General features: G+C 37.3%; 20 protein-coding genes. 15 read left to right on the top strand and 5 right to left on the bottom strand.

The window, feature by feature from the left end:
- Positions 1-122: 122 nt before the first annotated feature.
- A complete protein-coding gene (gene brnQ / locus AC0VX1_RS22965) occupies positions 123-1,463 on the bottom strand; it encodes a branched-chain amino acid transport system II carrier protein (RefSeq protein ID WP_323603437.1) in 1,341 nt (446 codons plus the stop codon).
- Between the two features lie 332 nt (positions 1,464-1,795).
- On the opposite strand from brnQ, the gene AC0VX1_RS22960 reads away from it, so the two are divergent.
- The 6 genes from AC0VX1_RS22960 (at position 1,796) to AC0VX1_RS22935 (ending at position 8,515) form a co-directional block, all read left to right on the top strand.
- Positions 1,796-2,017, top strand: a complete 222-nt coding sequence (locus AC0VX1_RS22960; protein ID WP_475469203.1) for a hypothetical protein — start codon at positions 1,796-1,798, stop codon at positions 2,015-2,017.
- 766 nt (positions 2,018-2,783) lie between these two features.
- Positions 2,784-3,722 carry an agmatinase gene (gene speB, locus AC0VX1_RS22955; protein ID WP_475469201.1) on the top strand — a complete coding sequence of 313 codons (939 nt, stop codon included), beginning with the start codon at positions 2,784-2,786 and terminating at the stop codon, positions 3,720-3,722.
- A gap of 56 nt (positions 3,723-3,778) precedes the next feature.
- Positions 3,779-5,146, top strand: a complete 1,368-nt coding sequence (locus tag AC0VX1_RS22950; protein WP_475469199.1) for an APC family permease — start codon at positions 3,779-3,781, stop codon at positions 5,144-5,146.
- A gap of 43 nt (positions 5,147-5,189) precedes the next feature.
- Positions 5,190-6,833, top strand: coding sequence for an amidohydrolase (locus AC0VX1_RS22945; RefSeq protein WP_475469197.1), 1,644 nt, complete (start codon positions 5,190-5,192; stop codon positions 6,831-6,833).
- A 111-nt stretch (positions 6,834-6,944) separates the two neighbouring features.
- The gene (locus tag AC0VX1_RS22940; protein WP_413011787.1) at positions 6,945-7,523 is read left to right on the top strand and encodes a TetR/AcrR family transcriptional regulator; all 579 of its coding nucleotides are present in this window, start codon (positions 6,945-6,947) and stop codon (positions 7,521-7,523) included.
- A 497-nt stretch (positions 7,524-8,020) separates the two neighbouring features.
- Positions 8,021-8,515 carry a DinB family protein gene (locus tag AC0VX1_RS22935; protein WP_475469195.1) on the top strand — a complete coding sequence of 165 codons (495 nt, stop codon included), beginning with the start codon at positions 8,021-8,023 and terminating at the stop codon, positions 8,513-8,515.
- Positions 8,516-8,778: 263 nt separating this feature from the next.
- On the opposite strand, the gene AC0VX1_RS22930 is transcribed toward AC0VX1_RS22935, so the two are convergent.
- Positions 8,779-9,309 carry a PadR family transcriptional regulator gene (locus tag AC0VX1_RS22930; RefSeq protein ID WP_475469193.1) on the bottom strand — a complete coding sequence of 177 codons (531 nt, stop codon included), beginning with the start codon at positions 9,307-9,309 and terminating at the stop codon, positions 8,779-8,781.
- Between the two features lie 46 nt (positions 9,310-9,355).
- Positions 9,356-10,537: a YhgE/Pip domain-containing protein gene (locus tag AC0VX1_RS22925; RefSeq protein WP_475469191.1), complete on the bottom strand. Its 1,182-nt coding sequence runs from the start codon at positions 10,535-10,537 to the stop codon at positions 9,356-9,358.
- Positions 10,538-10,924: 387 nt separating this feature from the next.
- On the opposite strand from AC0VX1_RS22925, the gene AC0VX1_RS22920 reads away from it, so the two are divergent.
- Positions 10,925-11,368 (top strand): cell wall hydrolase, encoded by a 444-nt coding sequence (locus AC0VX1_RS22920; RefSeq protein ID WP_096341135.1) that lies wholly within the window; start codon positions 10,925-10,927, stop codon positions 11,366-11,368.
- A gap of 438 nt (positions 11,369-11,806) precedes the next feature.
- Here AC0VX1_RS22920 and AC0VX1_RS22915 read toward each other — a convergent pair whose 3' ends face one another.
- Positions 11,807-12,169: a hypothetical protein gene (locus AC0VX1_RS22915; RefSeq protein WP_475469189.1), complete on the bottom strand. Its 363-nt coding sequence runs from the start codon at positions 12,167-12,169 to the stop codon at positions 11,807-11,809.
- Between the two features lie 533 nt (positions 12,170-12,702).
- Positions 12,703-13,341, bottom strand: a complete 639-nt coding sequence (locus tag AC0VX1_RS22910; RefSeq protein ID WP_475471863.1) for a DUF1796 family putative cysteine peptidase — start codon at positions 13,339-13,341, stop codon at positions 12,703-12,705.
- A 538-nt stretch (positions 13,342-13,879) separates the two neighbouring features.
- Between AC0VX1_RS22910 and AC0VX1_RS22905 the strand changes: the two genes are divergently transcribed.
- The 8 genes from AC0VX1_RS22905 to AC0VX1_RS22870 all read left to right on the top strand — a co-directional run bounded on the left by AC0VX1_RS22905 (position 13,880) and on the right by AC0VX1_RS22870 (position 21,334).
- Positions 13,880-15,469 (top strand): bifunctional metallophosphatase/5'-nucleotidase, encoded by a 1,590-nt coding sequence (locus AC0VX1_RS22905; protein ID WP_475469187.1) that lies wholly within the window; start codon positions 13,880-13,882, stop codon positions 15,467-15,469.
- A gap of 219 nt (positions 15,470-15,688) precedes the next feature.
- Positions 15,689-16,036 carry a VOC family protein gene (locus AC0VX1_RS22900; RefSeq protein ID WP_034310877.1) on the top strand — a complete coding sequence of 116 codons (348 nt, stop codon included), beginning with the start codon at positions 15,689-15,691 and terminating at the stop codon, positions 16,034-16,036.
- Between the two features lie 34 nt (positions 16,037-16,070).
- The gene (locus AC0VX1_RS22895; protein WP_475469185.1) at positions 16,071-16,511 is read left to right on the top strand and encodes an SRPBCC domain-containing protein; all 441 of its coding nucleotides are present in this window, start codon (positions 16,071-16,073) and stop codon (positions 16,509-16,511) included.
- Between the two features lie 182 nt (positions 16,512-16,693).
- Positions 16,694-17,401: a cytochrome c biogenesis CcdA family protein gene (locus AC0VX1_RS22890; protein WP_475469183.1), complete on the top strand. Its 708-nt coding sequence runs from the start codon at positions 16,694-16,696 to the stop codon at positions 17,399-17,401.
- Positions 17,402-17,648: 247 nt separating this feature from the next.
- On the top strand, positions 17,649-18,788 hold the full coding sequence (locus tag AC0VX1_RS22885) for an FtsW/RodA/SpoVE family cell cycle protein (RefSeq protein ID WP_440970251.1): 1,140 nt from the start codon (positions 17,649-17,651) through the stop codon (positions 18,786-18,788).
- 225 nt (positions 18,789-19,013) lie between these two features.
- The gene (locus AC0VX1_RS22880) at positions 19,014-19,514 is read left to right on the top strand and encodes a DinB family protein (protein WP_475469180.1); all 501 of its coding nucleotides are present in this window, start codon (positions 19,014-19,016) and stop codon (positions 19,512-19,514) included.
- A 276-nt stretch (positions 19,515-19,790) separates the two neighbouring features.
- Positions 19,791-20,435 (top strand): YczE/YyaS/YitT family protein, encoded by a 645-nt coding sequence (locus AC0VX1_RS22875; protein WP_413011811.1) that lies wholly within the window; start codon positions 19,791-19,793, stop codon positions 20,433-20,435.
- Between the two features lie 284 nt (positions 20,436-20,719).
- Entirely contained in the window at positions 20,720-21,334 is a 615-nt protein-coding gene (locus tag AC0VX1_RS22870; RefSeq protein WP_063574948.1) for an undecaprenyl-diphosphatase, read from the top strand.
- Positions 21,335-21,704 lie beyond the last annotated feature (370 nt).

The raw sequence follows: 21,704 nt of genomic DNA, 5'->3' as shown, positions 1-21,704 counted from the left end.
AAAAATTAGCCATAAAAAACACCCCGTAAATGTTAGTTTGGTGTCTAACATTTACGGGGCAGTTCAACTCGCTTATCTCGAGTTCGTCTACAGTTTATATGCCTGGACTGACTTTATATCATTTAATCTATTTGGTGATCATGACCGAATTTCGACTTTAAGACGCTGCTTGCATACCCAATGAATCCTCCAACAATGGCAGGGACGATCCACCCAAGCCCAGCTTCATACATAGGAAGTATTGCAGTGAAGAAATCATTGATGAAAGTAATGTGTACACCTGCTCCATTTAATCCATCAAATAGACTGACGATGAATGTTAAAAGTAAGCTGCCTTGATAAACTTCAGGTCTTCCCTTAAATAAGGAATGAAGAAATGTTAGGAAGATCAAAACAATGGCTAATGGATAAATGGCTGTCATAACCGGTACTGAAATGGCAATTAACTCAGTTAGTCCAATATTGGCAATGATTGCACTGAAAATGGATAAACTTATGGCAATCGTTTTATAAGGCAGACTTGGAAATAGTTTATGGAAGTACGTCGAGCAAGAGGTAATGAGTCCTACGCTCGTCGTAATACAAGCTACTGTGATCATTAAGCCCAATAATAGCCCGCCATATGATCCAAAGTAGTAATCCGAGACTTTGGCCAAGATAATGCCTCCATTATCCAAGCGTCCAAGTTCCCCAACGCTGGAAGCACCCATATAAGAGAGAGCAGTATAAATGGTAGCAAGGATAACCGCCGCAATGGCAGTCGCTTTTCCACAAACGATCATGATTTGTTTTTTTGTTTTGGCACCTTTTTCTTTGATGGCATTAATGATGATGATGCCAAAAACAAAAGATGCAAGAGTATCCATGGTTAAATATCCTTCTCGGAACCCGTTGAAAAATGGCTGAACCATATAGTGCTCGGCAGGTGCTTCAAAATCTCCAATTGGATTAACGAAAGCGACTACCACTAGGATTCCAATGAACGTCAACTTGATGGGTGTCAAAACTTTCCCCACAATTTCGACAATTTTCGCGGGATTGAGCGAAAGAAGGCATGAAACTGTAAAAAAGATGATGGTGAAAATAAGTAAAGGCAATGGACCTGGATCTTCAGGCAAAAAAGGTTTTACACCGATCTCAAAAGAAACGTTTCCTGTTCTAGGCATGGCGAATAATGGACCAATGGCTAAATAAAGAATGGTTGTGAATACAATACCAAAGACTGGATGGACACGGCTTGCTAATGATTGTAAGTCATCTTTTCCAGAAAAACCGAGTGCCAGCACACCAAGTAACGGTAATCCTACTCCTGTGACCAGAAACCCTGCATTGGCCGACCAGATATTCATACCTGCCGATTGACCAAGCATTGGCGGGAAAATTAAATTCCCTGCACCGAAGAAAAGGGCAAATAACATGAACCCAATCACTACTATAAATGAAGATGGAACCTTATTAGACAAAATAAACCCTCCGACCAAAATTTGCTATTTTAGAAAATTATTAAATTTTCTAAAAATTATATAAACAGTAATACTAAGACCGTACAGTATTATAACTAAATTAAATTGATATTTCAATATATTTTTTGTTTTTTATTATTTACCTTGATGATCAGTGATCCGCCCTTATCTTATTTTGAACATCTAAAGGCTGCTCATACTCATTAAATTTGAAATATAAAGGAAATGAGGATACGGAAAAAACTGCTTTGCGTCGTGCAGTTTGAGCTCACGATAAAAAGTGACGGTTTAGATGGGGGATTAATTGTGGAAAATAAAGGAGGTGTTTTAGAATGGTTGAAAAAATACTGGGATTGTTCTTTGAAAAACGGAAACAAAACAAAAAGGATGTTTTATCCCTAATTTTGATATTCGGCCTTTCCATAGTTAATATGGTAGGGTATTTCACGGAAATGGACTTATTTTGGTTATCTGGCATTGTATCAATTGCAATCATTGCTCTTGCGGCATCGATATATTTTGAAGGAAAAAGAAGCAGGGAAAATGATAGATAATACTTCGGTTTTTGTTTGAGGGGACGGTAGGCTAATTGTAGTTGTTTAGGGAAAACCGCGTCGAGGAGGCTTGGCAGACAGTCGGCGGAAAGGGAGCGTAATTCCGGAATCACCTGAAATGTAATTTAAGAAAAAACCGTATGCTGGCTCATTAGAACCAAGTTTAAGACTAGATGCTCCTTCATGGTTTTTTACAGTAATCCTTAATGGATGGAGGAAATTTGCGACACTCCTGCCGAAATACTGGCTAGTCGAGACCCTACAGGCGCTTGCGTCGAGGAGGCTTGGCAGGCAGTCGGCGGAAAGGGAGCGTATTTCCGGAATCACCTGAAATGTAATTTAAGAAAAAACCGTATGCTGGTTCATCAGAACCATGTTTAAGGCTAGGCGCCTTGATGTTTTTTACTATAACCCTTATTGGATTGAAGAAATTTGCGGCACTCCTGCCGAAATACTGGCTAGTCGAGACCACAGGCGCTTGTGTCGAGGAGGCTTGGCAGGCATTCGGCGGAAAGGGAGCGTATTTCCGGAATCACTGAACGTTTTTTTGGTATTACGAAATAGTCAAATCGACTATAAAAAATAGTTTGACTTTTTTAACAATTATGTTTATATTTGGTTTAACACTAACTACCGTTAGTTAATATAGTGCAAAAAAGTAGGTGTTAGACATAAAAAGTAATCCACTGAATCATGGTTTGTAAGCGATTACACGTTGTATTTGTAAATCATATCAGAAGAATTTTAAAACCAGGAGATGATAATTATGAAATATCCACTTACACCAGATGTAAAGCCAGAGTTTTGTACAACAGGGACTTTTATGCGTTTACCTTCTCAAAAGCATGATGCAAAGCTGGCAATCGTAGGTATGCCTTTTGATACAGCAGCGTCTTTTCGGGTAGGAGCCAGGTTTGCTCCCCAAGCCATTCGCCAATCATCCATGACCCTGTTTCCCTATCATCCGATTCATAATGTATATCCTTTTGAACAAATGAACGCCATTGATATTGGCGATATCCCTGTTATTCCCCATAATATTCATCGAAGCTATGAGCTAATGAAGGAATCCATTCATGAATTGATGTCCAAAGGGGTCATACCGATTGGATTAGGGGGAGACCATTCTATTACTTTAGCTAGTTTACGAGCTGCGGCAAAGGTATATGGACCTGTAGCCATGATTCATTTTGATTCCCATACAGATACCTGGGATACATATTATGAGGAAAAATATTGGCATGGATCTCCTTTCATTCGTGCCCACGAAGAAGGTTTATTGCAGGAAGATAAAGTGTTTCAAATAGGAATCCGCGGCACGCTAAACCACTCTGGAGATTTACAGGCAAGCCTTGATTTAGGCTATCGCCTGATTACAACTGGTGAACTTTCCAATCGTGGATTTGAAGATGTTTTGAAAGAGATTAGAAAAACGATTGGTAACACCCCTTGTTTCTTGACATTTGATATAGATTTCGTTGATCCTTCTTTTGCCCCAGGAACAGGTACACCTGAAATAGGTGGTTTTAGCAGCTATGATACATTAAAAATGATACGTTCCCTAACTGGATTTAACTTTATAGGATATGACGTGGTTGAAGTGCTGCCTTCATATGATCCAAGTCAAATCACTTCACTTTTAGCGGCAACACTTGTACATGAATTTGCCAGCCTGGCAGCATTAGGTGCGAAAGAAGATAATTAAAATCACTTCAACTTAAAAATAGCCCATTTATTTAATAAAGGAGGCAGCTCTTTGCGATGAAAGGATTACCCGAGCTTAAGCGTTCACTGAATACAAGATATGTAATTGTATTTGGACTTTCCTTTATGGCGCCTGTGACAGTCTTTAGCACATATGGCATCGCTATTGATCGTACCCATGGAATGATTCCGACAGCATACATAATCGCGTTAATTGTCATGCTATTCACTTCATATAGTTACGCAAAAATGGTTCAGGTATATCCCACTACCGGGTCAGCTTATACCTTTGTGCAGAAAGGAATTAATTCACACCTTGGTTTCCTGGTAGGATGGGTGATTTTATTGGATTATCTTTTCAGTCCTATGATCAGCGCTTTACTTTTTGGGATTATGGTGAATGCTTACTTCCCTGGTATTCCTATCGCTGCCGTTATCATTTCTTTTATCATTGCTGTGACAACGATTAATATTTTTGGGATTAAGGTCGCAGCAAATGTGAATACCTTTTTGGTGATATTTCAATTTCTTTTTATCATGATCTTCAGCCTGCTTTGCATAAATGGACTTTTAGCAGGAAAAGGCACCGGAGAGTTGTTTTCTAAATATCCTTTTTTTAGTCCAGACGTGAATATTAATAATCTGCTTTCGATTGTACCTTTATTATGTTTTAGCTTTCTTGGGTTTGATGCGGTTACTACACTTGCAGAGGAGACCAAAAATCCGAAAAAAACACTTCCTAAAGCTATTTATGCTACGACATTGATTGGAGGGCTATTATTTGTTGCAGCTACCTATTTTGCACAATCGATTTTCCCGAACTTCAATGCTTTTAAGAACCCTGATACAGCTATAGTCGATATCATGATTTATACCGGGGGTAATTTTCTGAATAGTTTGTTTGTTTCTGTCGTAGTGACATCCGCTACTGCTTCTGCGATAGCTTCAGGAGGCAGCGGAGCCCGGATTTTGTATGCAATGGGGAGAGATAATGTTCTGCCTAAGCGGATTTTCGGATATGTTTCTCCAAAATTTCAAACGCCCGTATTCAATATCTTGCTCATTGCTTGTGTTGCAATGAGCGCCGTATTTTTGGATATCGCAACGGCTACTTCTTTCATTAATTTTGGGGCACTGTTTGCTTTTACATTCGTTAATCTTGCCGTGCTTATCCATTATTTTGTGAGACAGAAGCAGAGATCTCCTAAAAGTATCATTTTATATGTCCTTCTTCCCTTAATAGGCACCGGCATAACTATATGGTTTATGACAAAGTTGGATATCCATTCATTAGCATTAGGAATCACTTGGATGACAGTAGGGTTCATTTACTTATTGTACTTAACAAAAATGTTTAAGGAACGTCCTCCTGAACTGAATTTTGCAGAGCAAAAAGAAGAATTCGATGTAAAACTCGTGCAATGATCAGTTCCTGTTTTATTATTTTGAATGAAATGAGGTAAACTCCATGACTATTAAAAAAGCGGATATTGTCCTTTCCAGCGATGCTATTTTCACAGGGCTTACACATGAGCCAACGTCTGGGGCAATAGCTATCTTAGGTGACAAAATTTTGAGTGTAGGTTCAAAAGCAGAGATTGAACCTTTTATAGGAAGTGGGACAAAAGTATTTAACTATGGAAATCAATTGATTATGCCTGGATTTCATGATTTTCATCTCCACATTATGTTCAGTGCACTAAGTTTAACTAGTATTAATTTATTTGAAGCCAGGTCAGCTCAAGAAGCGGCTGCAAAAGTACTGGAGTTTTCTAAAGAATGTCCTGGGGAAGAATGGATTATCGGCATGCAATGGGACGCAGGTTATTGGCATGATAAACAAGAGCCCCATTATAAAATTCTTGACGCTGTCATTCCAGATCGTCCTGTCGTTCTTTTTCATGCTGAAGGTCATTATACATGGGTGAACAGTAAGGCCATGGAATTAGCAGGAGTTACTGAGGAAATACGTGATCCGGATTTTGGTCGGTATGAAAGAGATAAGAATGGTTTACTTACTGGAATTTTATATGAAGAAGCCCAGCAAATCGTTTTAAAAGAGGCATTACGGTTAACACAAAATAAAAAAGAAACGATATTAAAAGAGTTTTTACGATTGTTATCGCAATATGGAATTACTTCTGTAAACGATTTGTTTGCGCCAATGGATGACTTCCTTCAAGACTATGATCTTTTTGAGAAATTGGATAAGCAAGGAGAATTAACGACTAGATTTCATATCACTCCTGAATTGGATGGCAATTTGGACAAAGCTCAAATACTGAGAAATAAATATGAGTCAAAGAAGCTGCAATTCTCAGGATTAAAGCAATTCGTTGATGGAACAGTCACGGGTCATACCGCTTACTTCCTGAAACCTTACTCCGATCAATTGGATATTTGCGGTCATCCAGCTCTAGATCCAGAAGTATTGATCGATCGAGTTGTTAAAGCGGATGAACTCGGATTTAGAATCAGGTTTCACGCTATTGGAGATGCGGCAATTCGTTTAGCTTTAGACGCATTTGAAGAAGCTGTACGCAAGAATGGAAAAAGAGACTCAAGGCATACAATCGAGCATATTGAAGTAATCGATTCGGATGACATTGAACGTTTTTCAAAATTGGGGGTCATTGCATCGATGCAGCCTGATCACATGGCTGCTTCATCAAGAGAGGTATATTCTTCAATAATAGGTCCTGAAAGGGAAAAAAATGTGTTCCTGACGAAGTCGCTATTAAATACAGGTGCATCTTTAGCTTTAGGAACAGACTTTCCGGTTTCCATCTCATTAAATCCAATGCGCCAAATATATACTGCGATTACTAGAGTGGATAGTAGCGGAGATTCACAAAACACATGGCACCCTGAACAAAAACTCACTTTGGCAGAGGCATTGCAAGCATATACATATGGCTCAGCCCATGGATGTTTCAGGGAGCACGAGCTAGGTACAATAGAAGAGGGGAAACTTGCTGACCTTGTGGTTTTAGACAGAAATCTATTTGATATTCCAGAAAGTGAAGTGCTCAAAACTAAAGTGGAACTAACAATAAACGATGGGAAAGTTGTGTATAAAAGCGAAGAAACTTCTTTATCAAGCATATTCTAATTCTTATCTTTTAGAGAAAGAACCATGTTCCAAGGTGTTAAATATTTAGTTTAAAAAAGGAAATGAGTTTATAATGAAATTAACTGACGTTGGATAGTTTGGAGGCTCATTATGACAAAAAATGAAATAAAAAACATTTCCTTATCACTTTTTACCAAGTACGGATACGAGGGAACTGCTTTATCGGAAATTGCCAAGAGGGTAGGTATACAAAAACCCTCAATCTATAACCATTTCAAAAATAAGGATGACCTTTTCTTGTGTCTGTTTGAAGAAATCCTGGAAGAGCATATACACCAGGTCGAACAATTTGCCGAAGAGATAAATACCCTCTCTTCTGAAGAAAAGCTAAAGCACATCCTTCTAGATACTTGTAACTATTATAAAAACCATGAAGATAAAGCAACATTTTTAAAGAGGGCAATGATCTTCCCGCCGGAGCATTTGAAGCACATCTTAAATGATAGTTTCCTTAGATCTGAAGAATCATTTTCCGCTATCTTACATGCTATCTTTGTCGAAGGAATCGACAAAAAAGAAATACGCCAGGGGAAAGTCGAGAACTTAATCATGTCCTATTTCTGTTTGATTGATGGGATATTCATGGAATTTTCTTATTATGGTAAAGAGAATATGGAACCTAGAATTCAGAATATATGGGAAAACTTTTGGTATGGACTAAGTGAATGATACGTTCAAAAAGTTCATGCTCTAACAACGATCAAATAGGAATACTTATCTGCTCATTCCGATTAAGTCTGTGAGAGGTGTACAATGATTCGTTGATTGGAACGTAAGGCACTCGCTTTCCGCGGGCGGTCCGCCCGCGGCGCCTATGTGCCCGTATGGTCTCCCCTGGATACGCGTTTCCCGCAGGAGTCTCGCGCCTAAAATCGAAGTCTCTTCCAATATCCTCAAATTAGTGAAGTCCCATCAAACATATAAAAGATAACTTAACGATTACTAAAATGGTCAGTTGTTCTTTCTCAGTCAACACAACTTATGATAAACTGGTATTATCAGAATTTTCCGAATAAAAGAACGTTCATTGTTCCGTTAAAGGGCCAGCTTAATTGAACAAGGAATTGGCATGACACCTTGGTTAGTTAGTTATCTAAAACACGTCGCAAATGAATGTTGACCAAAGGGATTATCTATTAAAGGGATTAAATTGGAGGGAATGGAAAATGGATGTAAAGACCCTTTTGTTACAACAATGGGCAAGCTGCTTAGATGAAGAAGACTGGTTTCCGCCACTTGAAAAAGTGCTAGAGGATATTACTTTTGAACAGGCAATTTGGAAACCAGCTGATGGGGCAATGAATTCCATTTGGGAATTAGTTTGTCATTTACTTTTCTATGAAAAGAGATTTCTGATGCGGTTTCTTGGTGAAACAGAGAATGAACCACAGGCAGAAAATAATGAATCTACATTTCGACTACCAACTGAGACGTTAGAAAATTGGAAAGAAACAAAACAAGAATACTTTTATGTTCATCGTGAACTTGGAAAAGTACTAGCAAAATCAGAACACGAAGATTTGTATAGACAGGTCCCGGGAGAAGATAATTCATTAGTGCTTGAATTGAAGAGTTTAGCCATGCACGACGCATATCATATTGGGCAAATTGTATTCCTTAGTAAAATGCAAGGAGTTTGGCCAGAGAAACGCAGCTTTTAAAAATGCTTCATTAGCTTTACAGTTATTCGTTTATAGGGAGCTTTAATGAATAAGAACGGGAACGTCCAGATCGGACGTTCCCGTATTTTATCCTACTTTTTATAGAGAAGAAACCCTCATTGGATGGAAGAAATACGTGACACTCCGCCGAATAACCGGCTAGCCGGAGACCCCACAGACGCTTGCGTCGAGGAGGCTTGGCAGGCAGTCGGCGGAAAGGGAGCAGATTTCTGAAATCAACTCGAATTTGCCTGCAAGTAAACTCACAATTCCTTTGTCTTAATCCTTTTGATTAACTCTTCAAACCAAGATATTGTGTGATCTGTCCTGGTCGAAAAATAACCCTCTAAAAATTCACGAATATTCTCGTTGCCTTTAGGTTCTGGCTCGAAATTCCCAAGCTGCTCCCAAATAGCCTTGATGGACTTTACTTTTTTTTCTAATATATCTACTACTTTATCCCGGTCCACATACTTGATGTTGGCTAAACCGACAATCATATCCTTGATTTCATCCGCATTTTCAAATAATTTATAGATTTTTTTTGGTAGTTCTTCGCGACCCTTATCCGTAATCGCAAATACCTGTTTATCAGGCCGATGTTCTTCTTTTATCACTTCAACTGGCTCGACTAAACCTTGTTTCACCAATGATTCAAAATGGTAGTACAGTTTACTTTCCGTTAATCCGCCCAGGCGATCCAATGGAATGGGTTCTGAAAGCTGCTTTTTTAATTTATAAGGATAATTTTTATCCTCCATCAGCTTGCTCAATATAAAAATTTGAATAGACATTTTCTACGCTCCTTTAAGAAGTATTATCTCCTTATTGTAGCAAAACCTAAGCTGTGATTTCTGCCGCTTTCTTTTCAACTTCTGTTTCAGAAACTTGTACTGGCATCGGTTTGTGTAAAAACGCGACAATAGCCATGTTAATTAACATTGCAGCGGCACCTACCGCAGCCATTGACCAAATATACGGACTTGGACTGATGCTGCCAAATAGGTTTGCAAAGTATGCTTGTACCGAGTAATACATCGGTGAAATGTGGCTCATCCATTCATATGGTGCGTGCATCATATCACGTGTGATGGTGGCACCATTCGCTATTGTTTGCATTAATAAAATCGGTAAGTTTAAAATCATGCCGCCTTCACCAAATAAGAAGATTAAAATCGCGGTGAAATTAAAACATACCATATAGTTCAGTATTTGTTGACCTACTATACCGAAGAATAGGTCACCGCTCGGCTTATCAATTAAATAGGCTACACCTACAGCGATGATTGATGAAACCACGGCAATCAATAATGCAGCCATTTGCACATAAGCGAATAACCGTGTTTTGCTTGCTTTTCCCCGGCTGGCTCTAAATGCACCTACCAATTGCATGGCCCCGATCATTGCCCCTACATAACCGGCCATTGTTAAGAACATCGGCAGCATATTATGATTCATTCCATCGGGTATTTCATTGATTGTAACGACATTTCCTACATAGGATTTCTCAATGTTTTCGGCTAATTCAGCGGCTTTCTTTTCTGGTACATTAAAGTTCATCAATACGCCCTGAGCTGTTTGTTGCGAGAATTGTGTGCTTAACTGACTGTTAATTTCAGTTACGACAGAATTCATGGTAGAAGAAACGACTGTTGCGCCTGCCTCATTGATTGTAAAGTCGATGCTTGATGACGCTTCACCTTTTTGAATATTTTCTGAGAAGGTTTTTGGGATGTGTACGACTAATGCTAAATCATTGTGCTCCAAATCTTTTAGGGCTTGTTTATTTGTTATATCCGTCTCGATTTCTTTAAAGGGTAAATTTTCTTGTAAATTTTCGGCGATCATTGCCCCATTATTACCAGCATCATCATTGATGATGGCGATAGGTAATTTATCGACATTTCCTGGAATGGCTGTATACCCAGGCAAGAAGATGCCTAGCATGGCAACTGCATAGAAAATCCCCATAAAGATTGCCGCTGTTGCACCTCTTGTTTTTAAGAATGCAGTAAATTTCATATGTTGAATCCATCCTTTTTTGTTTTAAAGTATATTACTCAATTTTAAGTACTCAGGTTAGAGTAGTTTAAATGAAGTACTTAGAATTTTATTTTATTTTTTTCATAAAGTCAATCGGAAAATTTTATTCAAAAGAAAAACCCCCGAGATTTTGTTGGGGGGAATTTGTTATTTAGATTCCTTCGGCAACCTTGTGTGCAAAAAAAATCCTTCTCTGACCAGCATATAGGATCTTGTTTTCATTCCATTATGACACCCATTTTCTCGGTGTTACTAAACGAGTTTAATACAACCTACACTAAAGCCTCTACTGAAGGAGAGTGTCATTTTCACAAATAATGACATTAGTGCAGGGTGTTTTTCATACGATATATTTGGGGTGAAAAAATGCCAAGAGTAAATTATCGAAGTTCAGACGTGGATTTAATGGCAAGGATGATGAGAGCTGAAGCCGAAGGTGAAGGACTGCAAGGAATGTTGTATGTTGGAAATGTAATTGTTAATCGCCTTAAGGCAAATTGTTTAGACTTTAAAGAGTTAAGAACAATTCCACAAGTCATTTTTCATGTACAAGGAGGAAATTATTCTTTTGAAGCTGTTCAAAAAGGGAATGTATTTTATCAAAGAGCGAGAACTGCTGAAAAAAGATTAGCAAAACAGAATTTGGATTATTGGAGGCAACACCCAGGGAAATATGCACTTTGGTATTTTAATCCATATGCTCCATGCCCACCGACTTGGTACGATCAACCTTTTGCCGGTCAATTTAAAAATCATTGTTATTATGAACCAAAACCTGGAACATGTGAAAGTGTTTATACAGGAGGTTAGGCCGTTAATTCATTTCAAGGAGCTGATTAGCAGCTCCTTTTTTTTAGGCAATAATCGGGCATTCCAACAAGGTTTTTTTGGTAAAATAAAGGGGGAAATGAGTTGTTGTTTGGGGGACTTTTAGTGAAGGCTATAATATTTTAAATTGTTGGGGTATTCATTCTCTATATAGTTATTGCAACAGCAGTGAGAAGAGGAATTAACCATTCAAATATTGGTCAATTTCTTGAAAAAAAGTATGGAATGAAGGAAGATAAAAAGTCTTTTCTTGATGATGATTTGGATAATGAAAATAAGACGGATTATTAAAACAAGGGAGGCTGCTGCAGCAACCTTTTTTTAGAGGGGAAGTTAATGTACGACCTCTTTTTATAAGACAAATTCAACAAGACAACAATGATTTTCCTCAAACAGGCTTCAGTTTGTCGGATAGCACACTTATTCAGCATCTTTCCGAGGGCGACGAAATTCGGCGTAGTAGACCTTTCTTTTTTTGGGTTCTGATTCAATATTTTCGATGAATGCTGCTTTGGCTTTCTCCAGTAACAACCCCTTTAATTCCTGAAGCTTCATTGGTCCCACTCCTTGCATCTTATCAGGTATATGTACTTCGAAATCCCTCTGGCGTTTATAAAAGCGGATGCTTGCAAGCCCCGTTCTTTCGGCTTTCCCCAAGGTATATGCAAATTCAAATCGCTGCTGAATGAATGAAGATAACTCAGGCAGCCCTAAACCTTCATAGAGGGGAGGGAATTCATGATAAACGGGAGGTTCTATGAATGATATTGAAGAAATCCTCAAATGGATACTCCTCCTTTGGCGGACAGACATACGTTGACTATATTATTGTGCTTTGGACCAATTTTTTAAACATCCATACAGCGGTCTTGCTTTCCGGTAACAAGGAACTGTCCAGCTTTTTATTAGGGCTCCTCAGCACTTTTCCTATACTGCAATATCAACATATAAAACACGATCGTTATAAATTCTATTAAATTAATTGGGTGCTAAAGCTCAATAAGTACGATCTGGGTGAAATAGCCATTATTTTGCATAGTAATTCGAAAGTATTTAATAAAAAAGGCTGTTTTCGCATACTTTGTTGCTATTTACCAAGTAGTGCGGTGTGGTTAATTTCCCCTTCAGATGCTCGCTTTCCTTGGTGCGGGCGGTGAGCCTCCTCGGCGTAAACGTCTGTGGGGTCTCACCTGTCCCGCTGCTCCCGCAGGAGTCTCGCACTTCAGCTCCAATCAACCTTAAATAGTTTCGTTTTAAAAACATCAATCTTTATGAAAAGAGCCATAAAAAAAAGCCAGGAAACCCTGCCTTTATGTTTAATTCGTTAAAGTTATTCCTTGTAAAACATGATCCCAAATGGCATTATCACTGGGATTACTGCGAGGAACATGTACAAAGCAAATCCCATCATGGGGCCAGTTCATGTCTTTAACTCCTGTTAAACCACCATCTACTGGCTGCATGATCAACAGGATAAACTTACCCGTTGTAAGTTGAGATAAAATAGATTGTAATTCGATAATATCTTCATAGTTCGCCGTTGTCCACTCATATCTGATGAATAATGTATTTTTACTTTGCTGGATTTTTGTAAGGAAATTTTGGATGCGGTGATTCAGCTTATTTTTAAATGCTGGATATTGAACAGTCCAATCTTGATTTGGTATCTTCGGAAAATCATGGACGGAATCTATCTTATAGTGGCTATCATGAATAAAATGTGCTTTTGATGGTTGAGTACCCCCTGGTTCAAGAACAACATTTCCTTCATCAACAAAATGAGCGAGTATATTTTTCTCATGCATATTTTCTAACTCCATATATCCCTCAAATTTATTCTTTAATAATCTATTTACTTCAGGGAGGAAACCAGATTGAACCCAATCCAAAGGAAATGAATTCCTTCTTAAATCATACCTCTTTGTATGGAGGGCAGGTCCGCACCAGCTGCCCAAACCAGCGATCAATTCATAAGATCCTTTTATCTCCGATAACTTCAAATAATCACTCCTCTGCTTTTTAATATTCTATAACAGAGCCAGTCTATTTGATTGGACAATTTATAAATGTGTGTAAATAAGATGTCAACTTAAATAAAAAGGTTATAAGGTTTCTACGGAAGCCTTTTTTTCATTGTTGAACTATAGGAGTAAGATACCAAACTTTCCTTCTGCCGAAGGCTTATTTGTAAAATATTGTACTTAAACTAAAGGGCACTTTATTTTTGAACACCTGGAACTGGTCGGCAATTCCTTTATTTATTGGATCAGTTATTTTAGTACAAATAATGGAAGGGAAATGGGAGCCTTTCTAAACAACACAGTTGCTGGTTGTCTAAATGTTTAGCCGTATGAGTTTTTTAAAAAAGATATGCATGTACGGGGTTCATTTAATAATTATTATATAAAACATAACAAAAAATCACGGTCCCTTTATACGGATATAAAACTCTAGAGTTATTCTTAATTTACATCTAGAGGGAGGGATCCGAAGTTGTCAAAATTTCAGGCCATAACTTCTTTGTTCATCTTGTTATTTATCATCATTTTCGTAACTTATAAAATCACAGCATTCTCATCCAATCATTCCTCAACGAATCATTCCACATCCAACCGCTACATTCAACTACAATTAATAGGCGTTAATGATTTTCACGGCCAACTAAACAAATATCAAATGGTTTCAGAAAACATGGCAGGCGGTGCTGAATACTTGGCTGCCTATTTAAAAAAGTATAAACAAGAAAACCCAAATACATTACTCGTTCATGCTGGCGATATGGTAGGAGGAAGCCCTCCAATCTCTTCTCAATTTCAAGACGAACCCACGATCGAATTTTTAAACCTCCTGCATTTTGATGTCGGGACACCTGGAAATCATGAATTGGACGAAGGCGTAAATGAAATGAAACGTCTTATTCATGGGGGATTCAATAAAAAAACAGGGTATTTTCAAGGTGCCAATACTGCTTACAGTTCTACAAATATCATCGACAGAAAGTCGGGCATTCCCTTGTTACCACCGTATGTTATTAAACAAATGGACGGAATTGATATTGGATTTATCGGTGTGGTCACAAAAGAGACCAATATGTATGTGTCCACTGAAAATCGAAAAGAAGTAGAAATTACGGATGAAGTTTCAGCTATTAACCGAACCGTAAAGCTTTTAAAGAAAAAAGGGATCAAAGTGATTATTGTACTGGCACATGATTCAGCTAAATCAGATAAGGCAGGTGCAAATTCCACTGGGGCTTTAGTGGAGATGGCTCCAAAAATCGATGATGAGGTCGATGTCATTTTTGCGGGTCACAGCCATGAATATGCCAATACGGTTGCAGCCGGTAAACTGATCGTTCAAGCTTATTCTAATGGGAAAGCCTTTTCTCAAGTAAAGCTTGAAATTGACCCGCATTCTAAAATGATTGTTAAGAAACAAGCAAAGATCATTGCCACTTCACATCACCATATAAAACCGGATGAAGAAACGGTCGCCCTTCTAAATAAATATAGAAAAAGATTGGGGAGCAATTTTAATCAGGTAATAGGGGAAATGCCGGAAGAAATCAGACGAAATCAAGATGCAAACGGTGAATCGCCATTAGCGAAAATGATTGCAGAATCTGAGCGCGAAGCCATGGGGGTAGATATTGCTTTTGTCCATCAAGGCGAAATGCGGAAAAGCTTAAAAAAAGGGAAGATTACTGTAGAAGACCTTTATACAAACGTGCCTATGGGTCATAGTGTCAGTAAGTTAATTTTAACAGGAGAGCAGATAAAACTTGCTTTAGAACAGCAGTGGACGAAAGATTATGAAAATAGGTTACAAACGGTTGGCTTATCGTATGACTGGGAAGCCAAAGCTCCAATTGGCAGCCGCGTCGTTCTGCTGAAAGACAAGAAGGGTCAAGAGATTCAGCCAAACAACGAATATGAAGTAGCTGTTAGTAATTATTTAGCTTCAGGCGGTGATAACTTCACTGCATTTGAACAAGGCAGACCCGTAGAATCCGGTCCGCAAGTTGTCACTGCACTTATACGCCATATCCAACAGAAGTATCCTCCCCATTCATTGAAAGAATGAAGGGGAAACATGACGTGTGCGTTTCTGTATTAAGCAGGAACGCCCTTTCCCTAATGTAAGCGCGTCAGTTCAACAACAAGGAATTTGCCTTCATCCTAGGGGGATATAGTAATGAACTAGAGGGGCAGTATAGTTGAAGAAGGAACTTAAAATGTAAATCTCGAATATCTAATGTAATCGGATAGATGAAAATTGGATGACAGACAGGAGTTAGATACGATGATAAAAGGTTTCGGAGGAATATTTTGGAGAACTAAGAATCTTGAATCTGTAAAAAAGTGGTACAGTGAAGTGCTGAAGCTTGAAATAGAAAATTGGAATGGGACTGTGATAAAACCGCAATTAGGAAATGAGACGATCTTTTCTTTCTTTACCGAGAATGACAGTTATTTTCCAACAGAACAACAAGTGATGTTAAATTTCGAAGTACATAATCTAAACGAGACTATTAAGCATCTTGAACATATTGGTGTCCCTCTTGCAAAGAAAAAAGAGATTAGTGAATTTGGAAAGTTCATTTGGATTGAAGATCCTGAAGGTCGACTGATCGAGCTCTGGGAGAAATAACGAGTTGTCATTCACTTGAAAGGAGTTCTACTAGATGACCGAACAGCTAATTGTAAGGGATGAGATACTCATTGAAGCAAATTCTCAGAAAGTCTGGGAAGTGCTTACTAAACCCAAGTACGTTGCAGAATGGGATGAACTACCAGAAAATTATCCTAATGAAGATATGACCGAGGGAAGTAAGGTGATTTGGGAGCTTCCTAATGGTGGGCAGTCAATCACTAAAATCATTAGAGCAGTTGTACAGAAAGAATTAAAAATCGCTTTGCACGTTTCAAATTGGGAAGTAAAGCCGAATGAAGGTGATGTCGCATATAATTATCAATTAAAAGAAAAAGGCGATAGTACTCTGCTAAAAATCGAGATTGGTGATTTCTCCCTGATTAAAGACGGAAAAATGTATTATGATGCATCTGTGGAATTTGCCTCTGATTCTAAACAAATAATTAAGAAGTTATCCGAAAATCTTGATTGAATATTTATTATAATGATTGAGACACACCTGGATTTCCTTCATGAACACACGGGTGCTTTAATTCATAAGGAGTTGCTTCGGCAGCTCTTTTTCTTATGGAGCTAAAGGCAGAATAGTTCAACAAGGGTATGTGTATATATGGTAAAGTTATACAAAGAAAGCGGAAATTGGAGGAAATAAGATTGGGAGACTTAAATATTCTTTTATCTTTTGGTGCAGGGATACTATCTTTTATATCTCCTTGCTGTTTACCCTTATACCCGGCGTTTTTATCTTATATTACAGGATTATCAATAAGTGAATTAAAAGGAGATAATAACAAATTAAACCGTAAACCAATGCTTCATACCTTATTCTTTTTGATCGGTTTTTCTATTATCTTTGTAATATTAGGGTTATCGACTTCTTTTATTTACGATCTCTTTTATGAATATATTGATTTAATTAGACAAGTAGGGGCTATTTTGATAATTATTTTTGGTTTAATGATTGTTGGGGTTTTTCAACCTAAATTCTTGATGATGGACAGAAAAATAAATTTTAAAAATCGCCCATCTGGTTATATAGGTTCTATTTTAATTGGGATAGGATATGCTGCTGGTTGGACTCCTTGCATTGGTCCCATATTAGGTGCCATCGTAACCCTTGGTTTATCGACTGGACAAGGTTTATTATATATGATTGCTTATATTCTTGGGTTTTCCATACCTTTCTTAACAATGTCATTTTATATAGGAAAATCAGGATGGATAAAAAAATATAACCACAAAATAACTCAATTTGGTGGCTATATAACAATTATTATGGGGATTGTCTTATTTTTTGATTGGATGACCAAGATTACAACTTTTTTAACAAATAATGTATTTGGTGGCTTTACGGGTTTCTAATGCTTATAGAACTAATGGGTGCTTTACTTCAATAAGGTGGGGTGCTAATGAATTACTTGTATACTTTTAATTACTTTTCATGAAATAATATGTAAATGTGGAAATGATACTGAAAAAAATCGTATAACAAAAAAAGATAACATTTTAAGCCTTTTTTAATTGGTTATCCTCCATGCTTTTAGTTAAAAAAATTACATTTTCAGTAAAATTAAGTTGAGTTATAAGATAATATTTACAAGGGGAAAAAATGAAAAATTCAAAGTTGGATTACAACCTGATTACACTTTTACTTTTACTATTTATAACAAGTTGTATAGCTATATTAAATGCTCAAGATTTTGGTCAATATGAAGGGAATTTTTTATTTAGACAAATAACCTGGTATATCGTGGGGATCGGGATAATTGCAGGAATTATGTATTTAGATTCTGAACAGATCTTTCGCTTGAATTGGTTTATATACTCATTTAGCATCATTCTATTAATCGCCTTAATTTTGGCACCTGAATCAATAGCTCGTGAAATAAATGGAGCCAAAAGCTGGTTTCAACTTCCGGGAATCGGATCACTGCAACCAGCTGAATTCACAAAAATATCTTTAATAATTTGTTTAAGTTTCTTAGTGCAAAAACATCATGAAAAATATTTGGATAAAACTTTAAAAACAGATTTGTTACTGCTAATTAAGATGGGAGCTGCTACAGCTCTTCCTATACTTTTAATTATGCTACAACCAGATTTAGGTACGTCTTTAGTATTAATATGTATTTTTACAGGGATTTTTATTATTTCGGGAATATCATGGAAAATTATCAGTGTTATTTTTATTATCATTTCCTTAATTTCTGGCATTCTTATATACTTAGTCTTTTTTAACCCTGAAATGCTTCAATCAATGGGTTTCGCAACCTATCAATTAGGAAGAATTTATGCTTGGATCGATCCAGAATCTTATGCATCAGGTGAAGGCTATAACCTGACCAAAGCATTATTAGCCATTGGTTCAGGAGGGGTATATGGTTATCTGGAAAAAGGTATATATGTTCCAGAAGCACATACGGATTTTATATTTAGCGTTATTTCTTCTAAATATGGTTTCTTTGGAGCTAGTATTTTAGTAACCATTTATTTTCTCCTTATTTCGAGTATAGTGAAGTTGGCTCTAGACGTAAAAAATAGTTTTGAATCTTACATATGCACCGGTGTTACCTCCATGATTTTTTTCCATGTTTTTGAGAATATCGGGATGAATATAGGCCTAGTACCCATAACAGGAATACCATTACCTTTTATAAGTTATGGAGGAAGCTCATTAATTGGTAATATGTTAGCGATGGGGTTAGTCTTTTCAATAAGCTATCGAAAAAAAACCTTTATGTTTGATTAAGGTGGCTAAAAATTCCAGGATTAATTAAGAAAGCTATTTATTAGACGGTAAAACCGTCTTTTTTTTATGTCTCAATCTTTGTCAACTCAATAAAGTCTTATGCAACTAAAAGGGCAGATTAGTTGAAGTAGGTATTTTATAATTGAAAATTGAATAATTAGTTACATATACAAAAAATATAAAAGTTTTAGACTTTGAGTTAAATAATATAATGGAGGAATTAAATTGAGTGAACTTAAACTAATTAATACTTACAAAAACGAGCTTCAAAATTACTCTTTGGAACAGCTAAGATATAAATCTGAAGAAACGGTTTGGTCTATTGGGCAAATGTATGACCATTTAATCCTTGTTGCCCATGAGTATCTCGATAATATGGATACATGTTTCACCTTAAATGATGAACAACCCCTTGGGAAAACGGAGTTTGGTAAGCATTTATATAAGATTGGAAGGTTTCCGCCAATTAAAATTAAATTACCGGATGAACTAAATACTCCACCTAATAATTCAGATAGCAAGGAGGATCTTATCAGCAGAATGGATCAAGTAATTCTAAGGTTAAGCCAATGGGCATCGAAAGTCGATAATATAAACCCAAATTATAAAGTCGAGCATGGAGGGTTCGGATGGCTGAATGCAAGGGAATGGTATGATTTGGTTGGTATGCATTTTCGTCATCACTTGCGCCAAAAAGATGGGTTAGAACAAAGGCTTGTTAAGTGACGGGTGATTAAGGATAGGATTGTTTTGGCGAGCTTGTTTTCTTATTCAAATAACGGGTGCGTTAGCTCAAAATCGGAACTGTCTTTAAGACAGCTTTTTTTATGCAACTAACGGGGCAGGTTAGTTGCATAAGAAATAACCTACCATCCTTAGGTACGTCTTTATGTGCTTCACTGTTAATCATTTGGTAACAACTTTTGATTTGGATAGATCATCTTGTTCATTTAACCTGCTTCATCTATAGTAGATGGATATAAAAGGTGTAGAGGTGAAGAGATGTCATTGCGGCTATTACGGTATTTTATTTTTTTTCTTGGATTAACTCTCTTTGGATTAGGGAATGCAATTGCGGTGAATGTTCAATCCTTGGGGCTCCATCCTTGGGAGGTTTTAAACGTCGCCCTGTTCGAGAGGTTCGGTTTCACAATTGGAACGTGGAGTGTCATGTGTGGTTTAGTACTTGTGTTGATCGTCTTTGTCGTGGATAGGAAGTATATTAATATTGGTACCTTTATAAATGCCTTGTCAATTGGCCCGATCATGGATTTCTTTTTGCATCTCAACATTCTTCCTCATGAAAAGGAGCATTGGTGGTTGAATATACTCATATTGTTGACGGGTATCATCATAACCGGAATTGGCGGAGGGATTTATGTGGCTGCGGGAATTGGGGCAGGTCCCAGGGATGGTTTCATGCTTTCCGTTTCGGAAAAAACCGGGTTATCGGTCAGTTGGGCAAGAATCGTTGTCGAGAGCATCATCTTGATTATCGGTTTCATCCTTGGAGGTCCAGTGTTTATTATGACGTTTGCATATACCTTTATTCAAAGCCCGGTCTTTCAGTTTTCCATGAAGCTGATGCGTTCCTTTATCGTTAGTTTGGAGAAGAAGCGTAAGGGACAATTTGAGGTTCCGTTATAATGGGAAGGAGGATGTCCATTGGTTACCTCATTTCTTGCTCTATTCCACTAACGGGTGCATTAACTGAAGATCAGAGCTGTCTTTAAGGCAGCTTTTTCTTATGCAACTAAAGGAGCAGGTTAGGAGGGAGATAGTTTAATATAAATGGAGGATTAAACCGCCACGTTGATGATGGACTTTCTGTCTGAAAGATGTAAAATATAGGTTTGATTGAAGTTCATCTTATTTACATAATGGAGCATAATGAAGGTTTAAGTGATAATACAATCAGGAGGAATTTTTCAATGGCTTTGTCCGAAATGAATAGTAATTTGTTTAGAATGATTAATAATCTAGGTAAACAATACACGGATTTAAATCCTTTCTTTGTATTCATCGCTGAGTACATGATTTTTTTCTTAGTATTGGCAGTCCTGATGTTTTTGTTTTCTCGAAGTAATAAAAATAGAATCATGGTAATCTGTGCATTTATTGCATTAGTTATCTCAGAAATATTGGCGAAAATAGCAGGGCAATTCCACTCGAATTACCAACCTTTTGCTGAGTTGCCCAACGTTAATAAGTTAGTTGAAAAAGCAGTCAATAATTCATTTCCAAGCGACCATACGATCATATTTTTTTCATTTTGCATAACCTTCTGGTTGTTCAAAAGGGGTTGGGGATTTTTATGGGGAATTTTGGCCGTTCTTGTAGGCATTTCGCGAATTTGGGTAGGTGTCCATTATCCAGCAGATGTTCTTGTCGGAGCCATCATCAGTATCGTTTCAGCGATGATCGTTTACAAAATTGTTCTTAAGTTAAGTCTGACCAAGAAATTTTTGAGAAATCAAGGGGTGGGCGAACACTCCATTCTATCTGTCCTGTCCAAACAAAAGAAAGGTCAGTCAAAGGACTATTAAAAAAGGGTTAAATAATATACAAATTAGCGGACCGTATCGGTCATTGCTTCACTTGCATTTGTTGTTTTAAGTCTTGTTTCAAGAACCGAACGGAGCAGGACAAAAAATATGTATTTATCAAAAGCTGATTTACTTCTTGAAATGTAATAATGATTAAACAGTAAGTTTTAAACAACGGTTTTTCAAATAAAAGGTCGAAAGTATAACAAAAGGTTGCTAAGGCAGCCTTTTTCTTATGGCACAAAAGGGCAGGTTAGTTGAATTAAGGGAAAAAAGAATGCAATAGTTTTCATTTTACCTAAAAGCTGTAAGTCATTATAACTAAGCATTTAAATTACATAAATAATGACATGACTGTAGGCTATTTTTC

The organism is Peribacillus sp. QJM3NY_7 (genome assembly GCF_056173225.1).
Note: the sequence above shows the minus strand (reverse complement) of the source record. Positions and strands in the feature narration are given on the sequence as shown.

What these genes read in the sequence shown, in the direction of transcription:
- AC0VX1_RS22920 (WP_096341135.1), top strand. Translation starts at nt 10,925, where the DNA reads ATGCCAAGAGTAAATTATCGAAGTTCAGACGTGGATTTAATGGCAAGG.
- AC0VX1_RS22870 (WP_063574948.1), top strand. Translation starts at nt 20,720, where the DNA reads ATGGCTTTGTCCGAAATGAATAGTAATTTGTTTAGAATGATTAATAAT.
- AC0VX1_RS22875 (WP_413011811.1), top strand. Translation starts at nt 19,791, where the DNA reads ATGTCATTGCGGCTATTACGGTATTTTATTTTTTTTCTTGGATTAACT.
- speB (WP_475469201.1), top strand. Translation starts at nt 2,784, where the DNA reads ATGAAATATCCACTTACACCAGATGTAAAGCCAGAGTTTTGTACAACA.
- AC0VX1_RS22900 (WP_034310877.1), top strand. Translation starts at nt 15,689, where the DNA reads ATGATAAAAGGTTTCGGAGGAATATTTTGGAGAACTAAGAATCTTGAA.
- AC0VX1_RS22950 (WP_475469199.1), top strand. Translation starts at nt 3,779, where the DNA reads ATGAAAGGATTACCCGAGCTTAAGCGTTCACTGAATACAAGATATGTA.
- AC0VX1_RS22925 (WP_475469191.1), bottom strand. Translation starts at nt 10,537, where the DNA reads ATGAAATTTACTGCATTCTTAAAAACAAGAGGTGCAACAGCGGCAATC.
- AC0VX1_RS22930 (WP_475469193.1), bottom strand. Translation starts at nt 9,309, where the DNA reads ATGTCTATTCAAATTTTTATATTGAGCAAGCTGATGGAGGATAAAAAT.
- AC0VX1_RS22960 (WP_475469203.1), top strand. Translation starts at nt 1,796, where the DNA reads ATGGTTGAAAAAATACTGGGATTGTTCTTTGAAAAACGGAAACAAAAC.
- AC0VX1_RS22895 (WP_475469185.1), top strand. Translation starts at nt 16,071, where the DNA reads ATGACCGAACAGCTAATTGTAAGGGATGAGATACTCATTGAAGCAAAT.
- AC0VX1_RS22885 (WP_440970251.1), top strand. Translation starts at nt 17,649, where the DNA reads ATGAAAAATTCAAAGTTGGATTACAACCTGATTACACTTTTACTTTTA.
- AC0VX1_RS22940 (WP_413011787.1), top strand. Translation starts at nt 6,945, where the DNA reads ATGACAAAAAATGAAATAAAAAACATTTCCTTATCACTTTTTACCAAG.
- AC0VX1_RS22935 (WP_475469195.1), top strand. Translation starts at nt 8,021, where the DNA reads ATGGATGTAAAGACCCTTTTGTTACAACAATGGGCAAGCTGCTTAGAT.
- AC0VX1_RS22945 (WP_475469197.1), top strand. Translation starts at nt 5,190, where the DNA reads ATGACTATTAAAAAAGCGGATATTGTCCTTTCCAGCGATGCTATTTTC.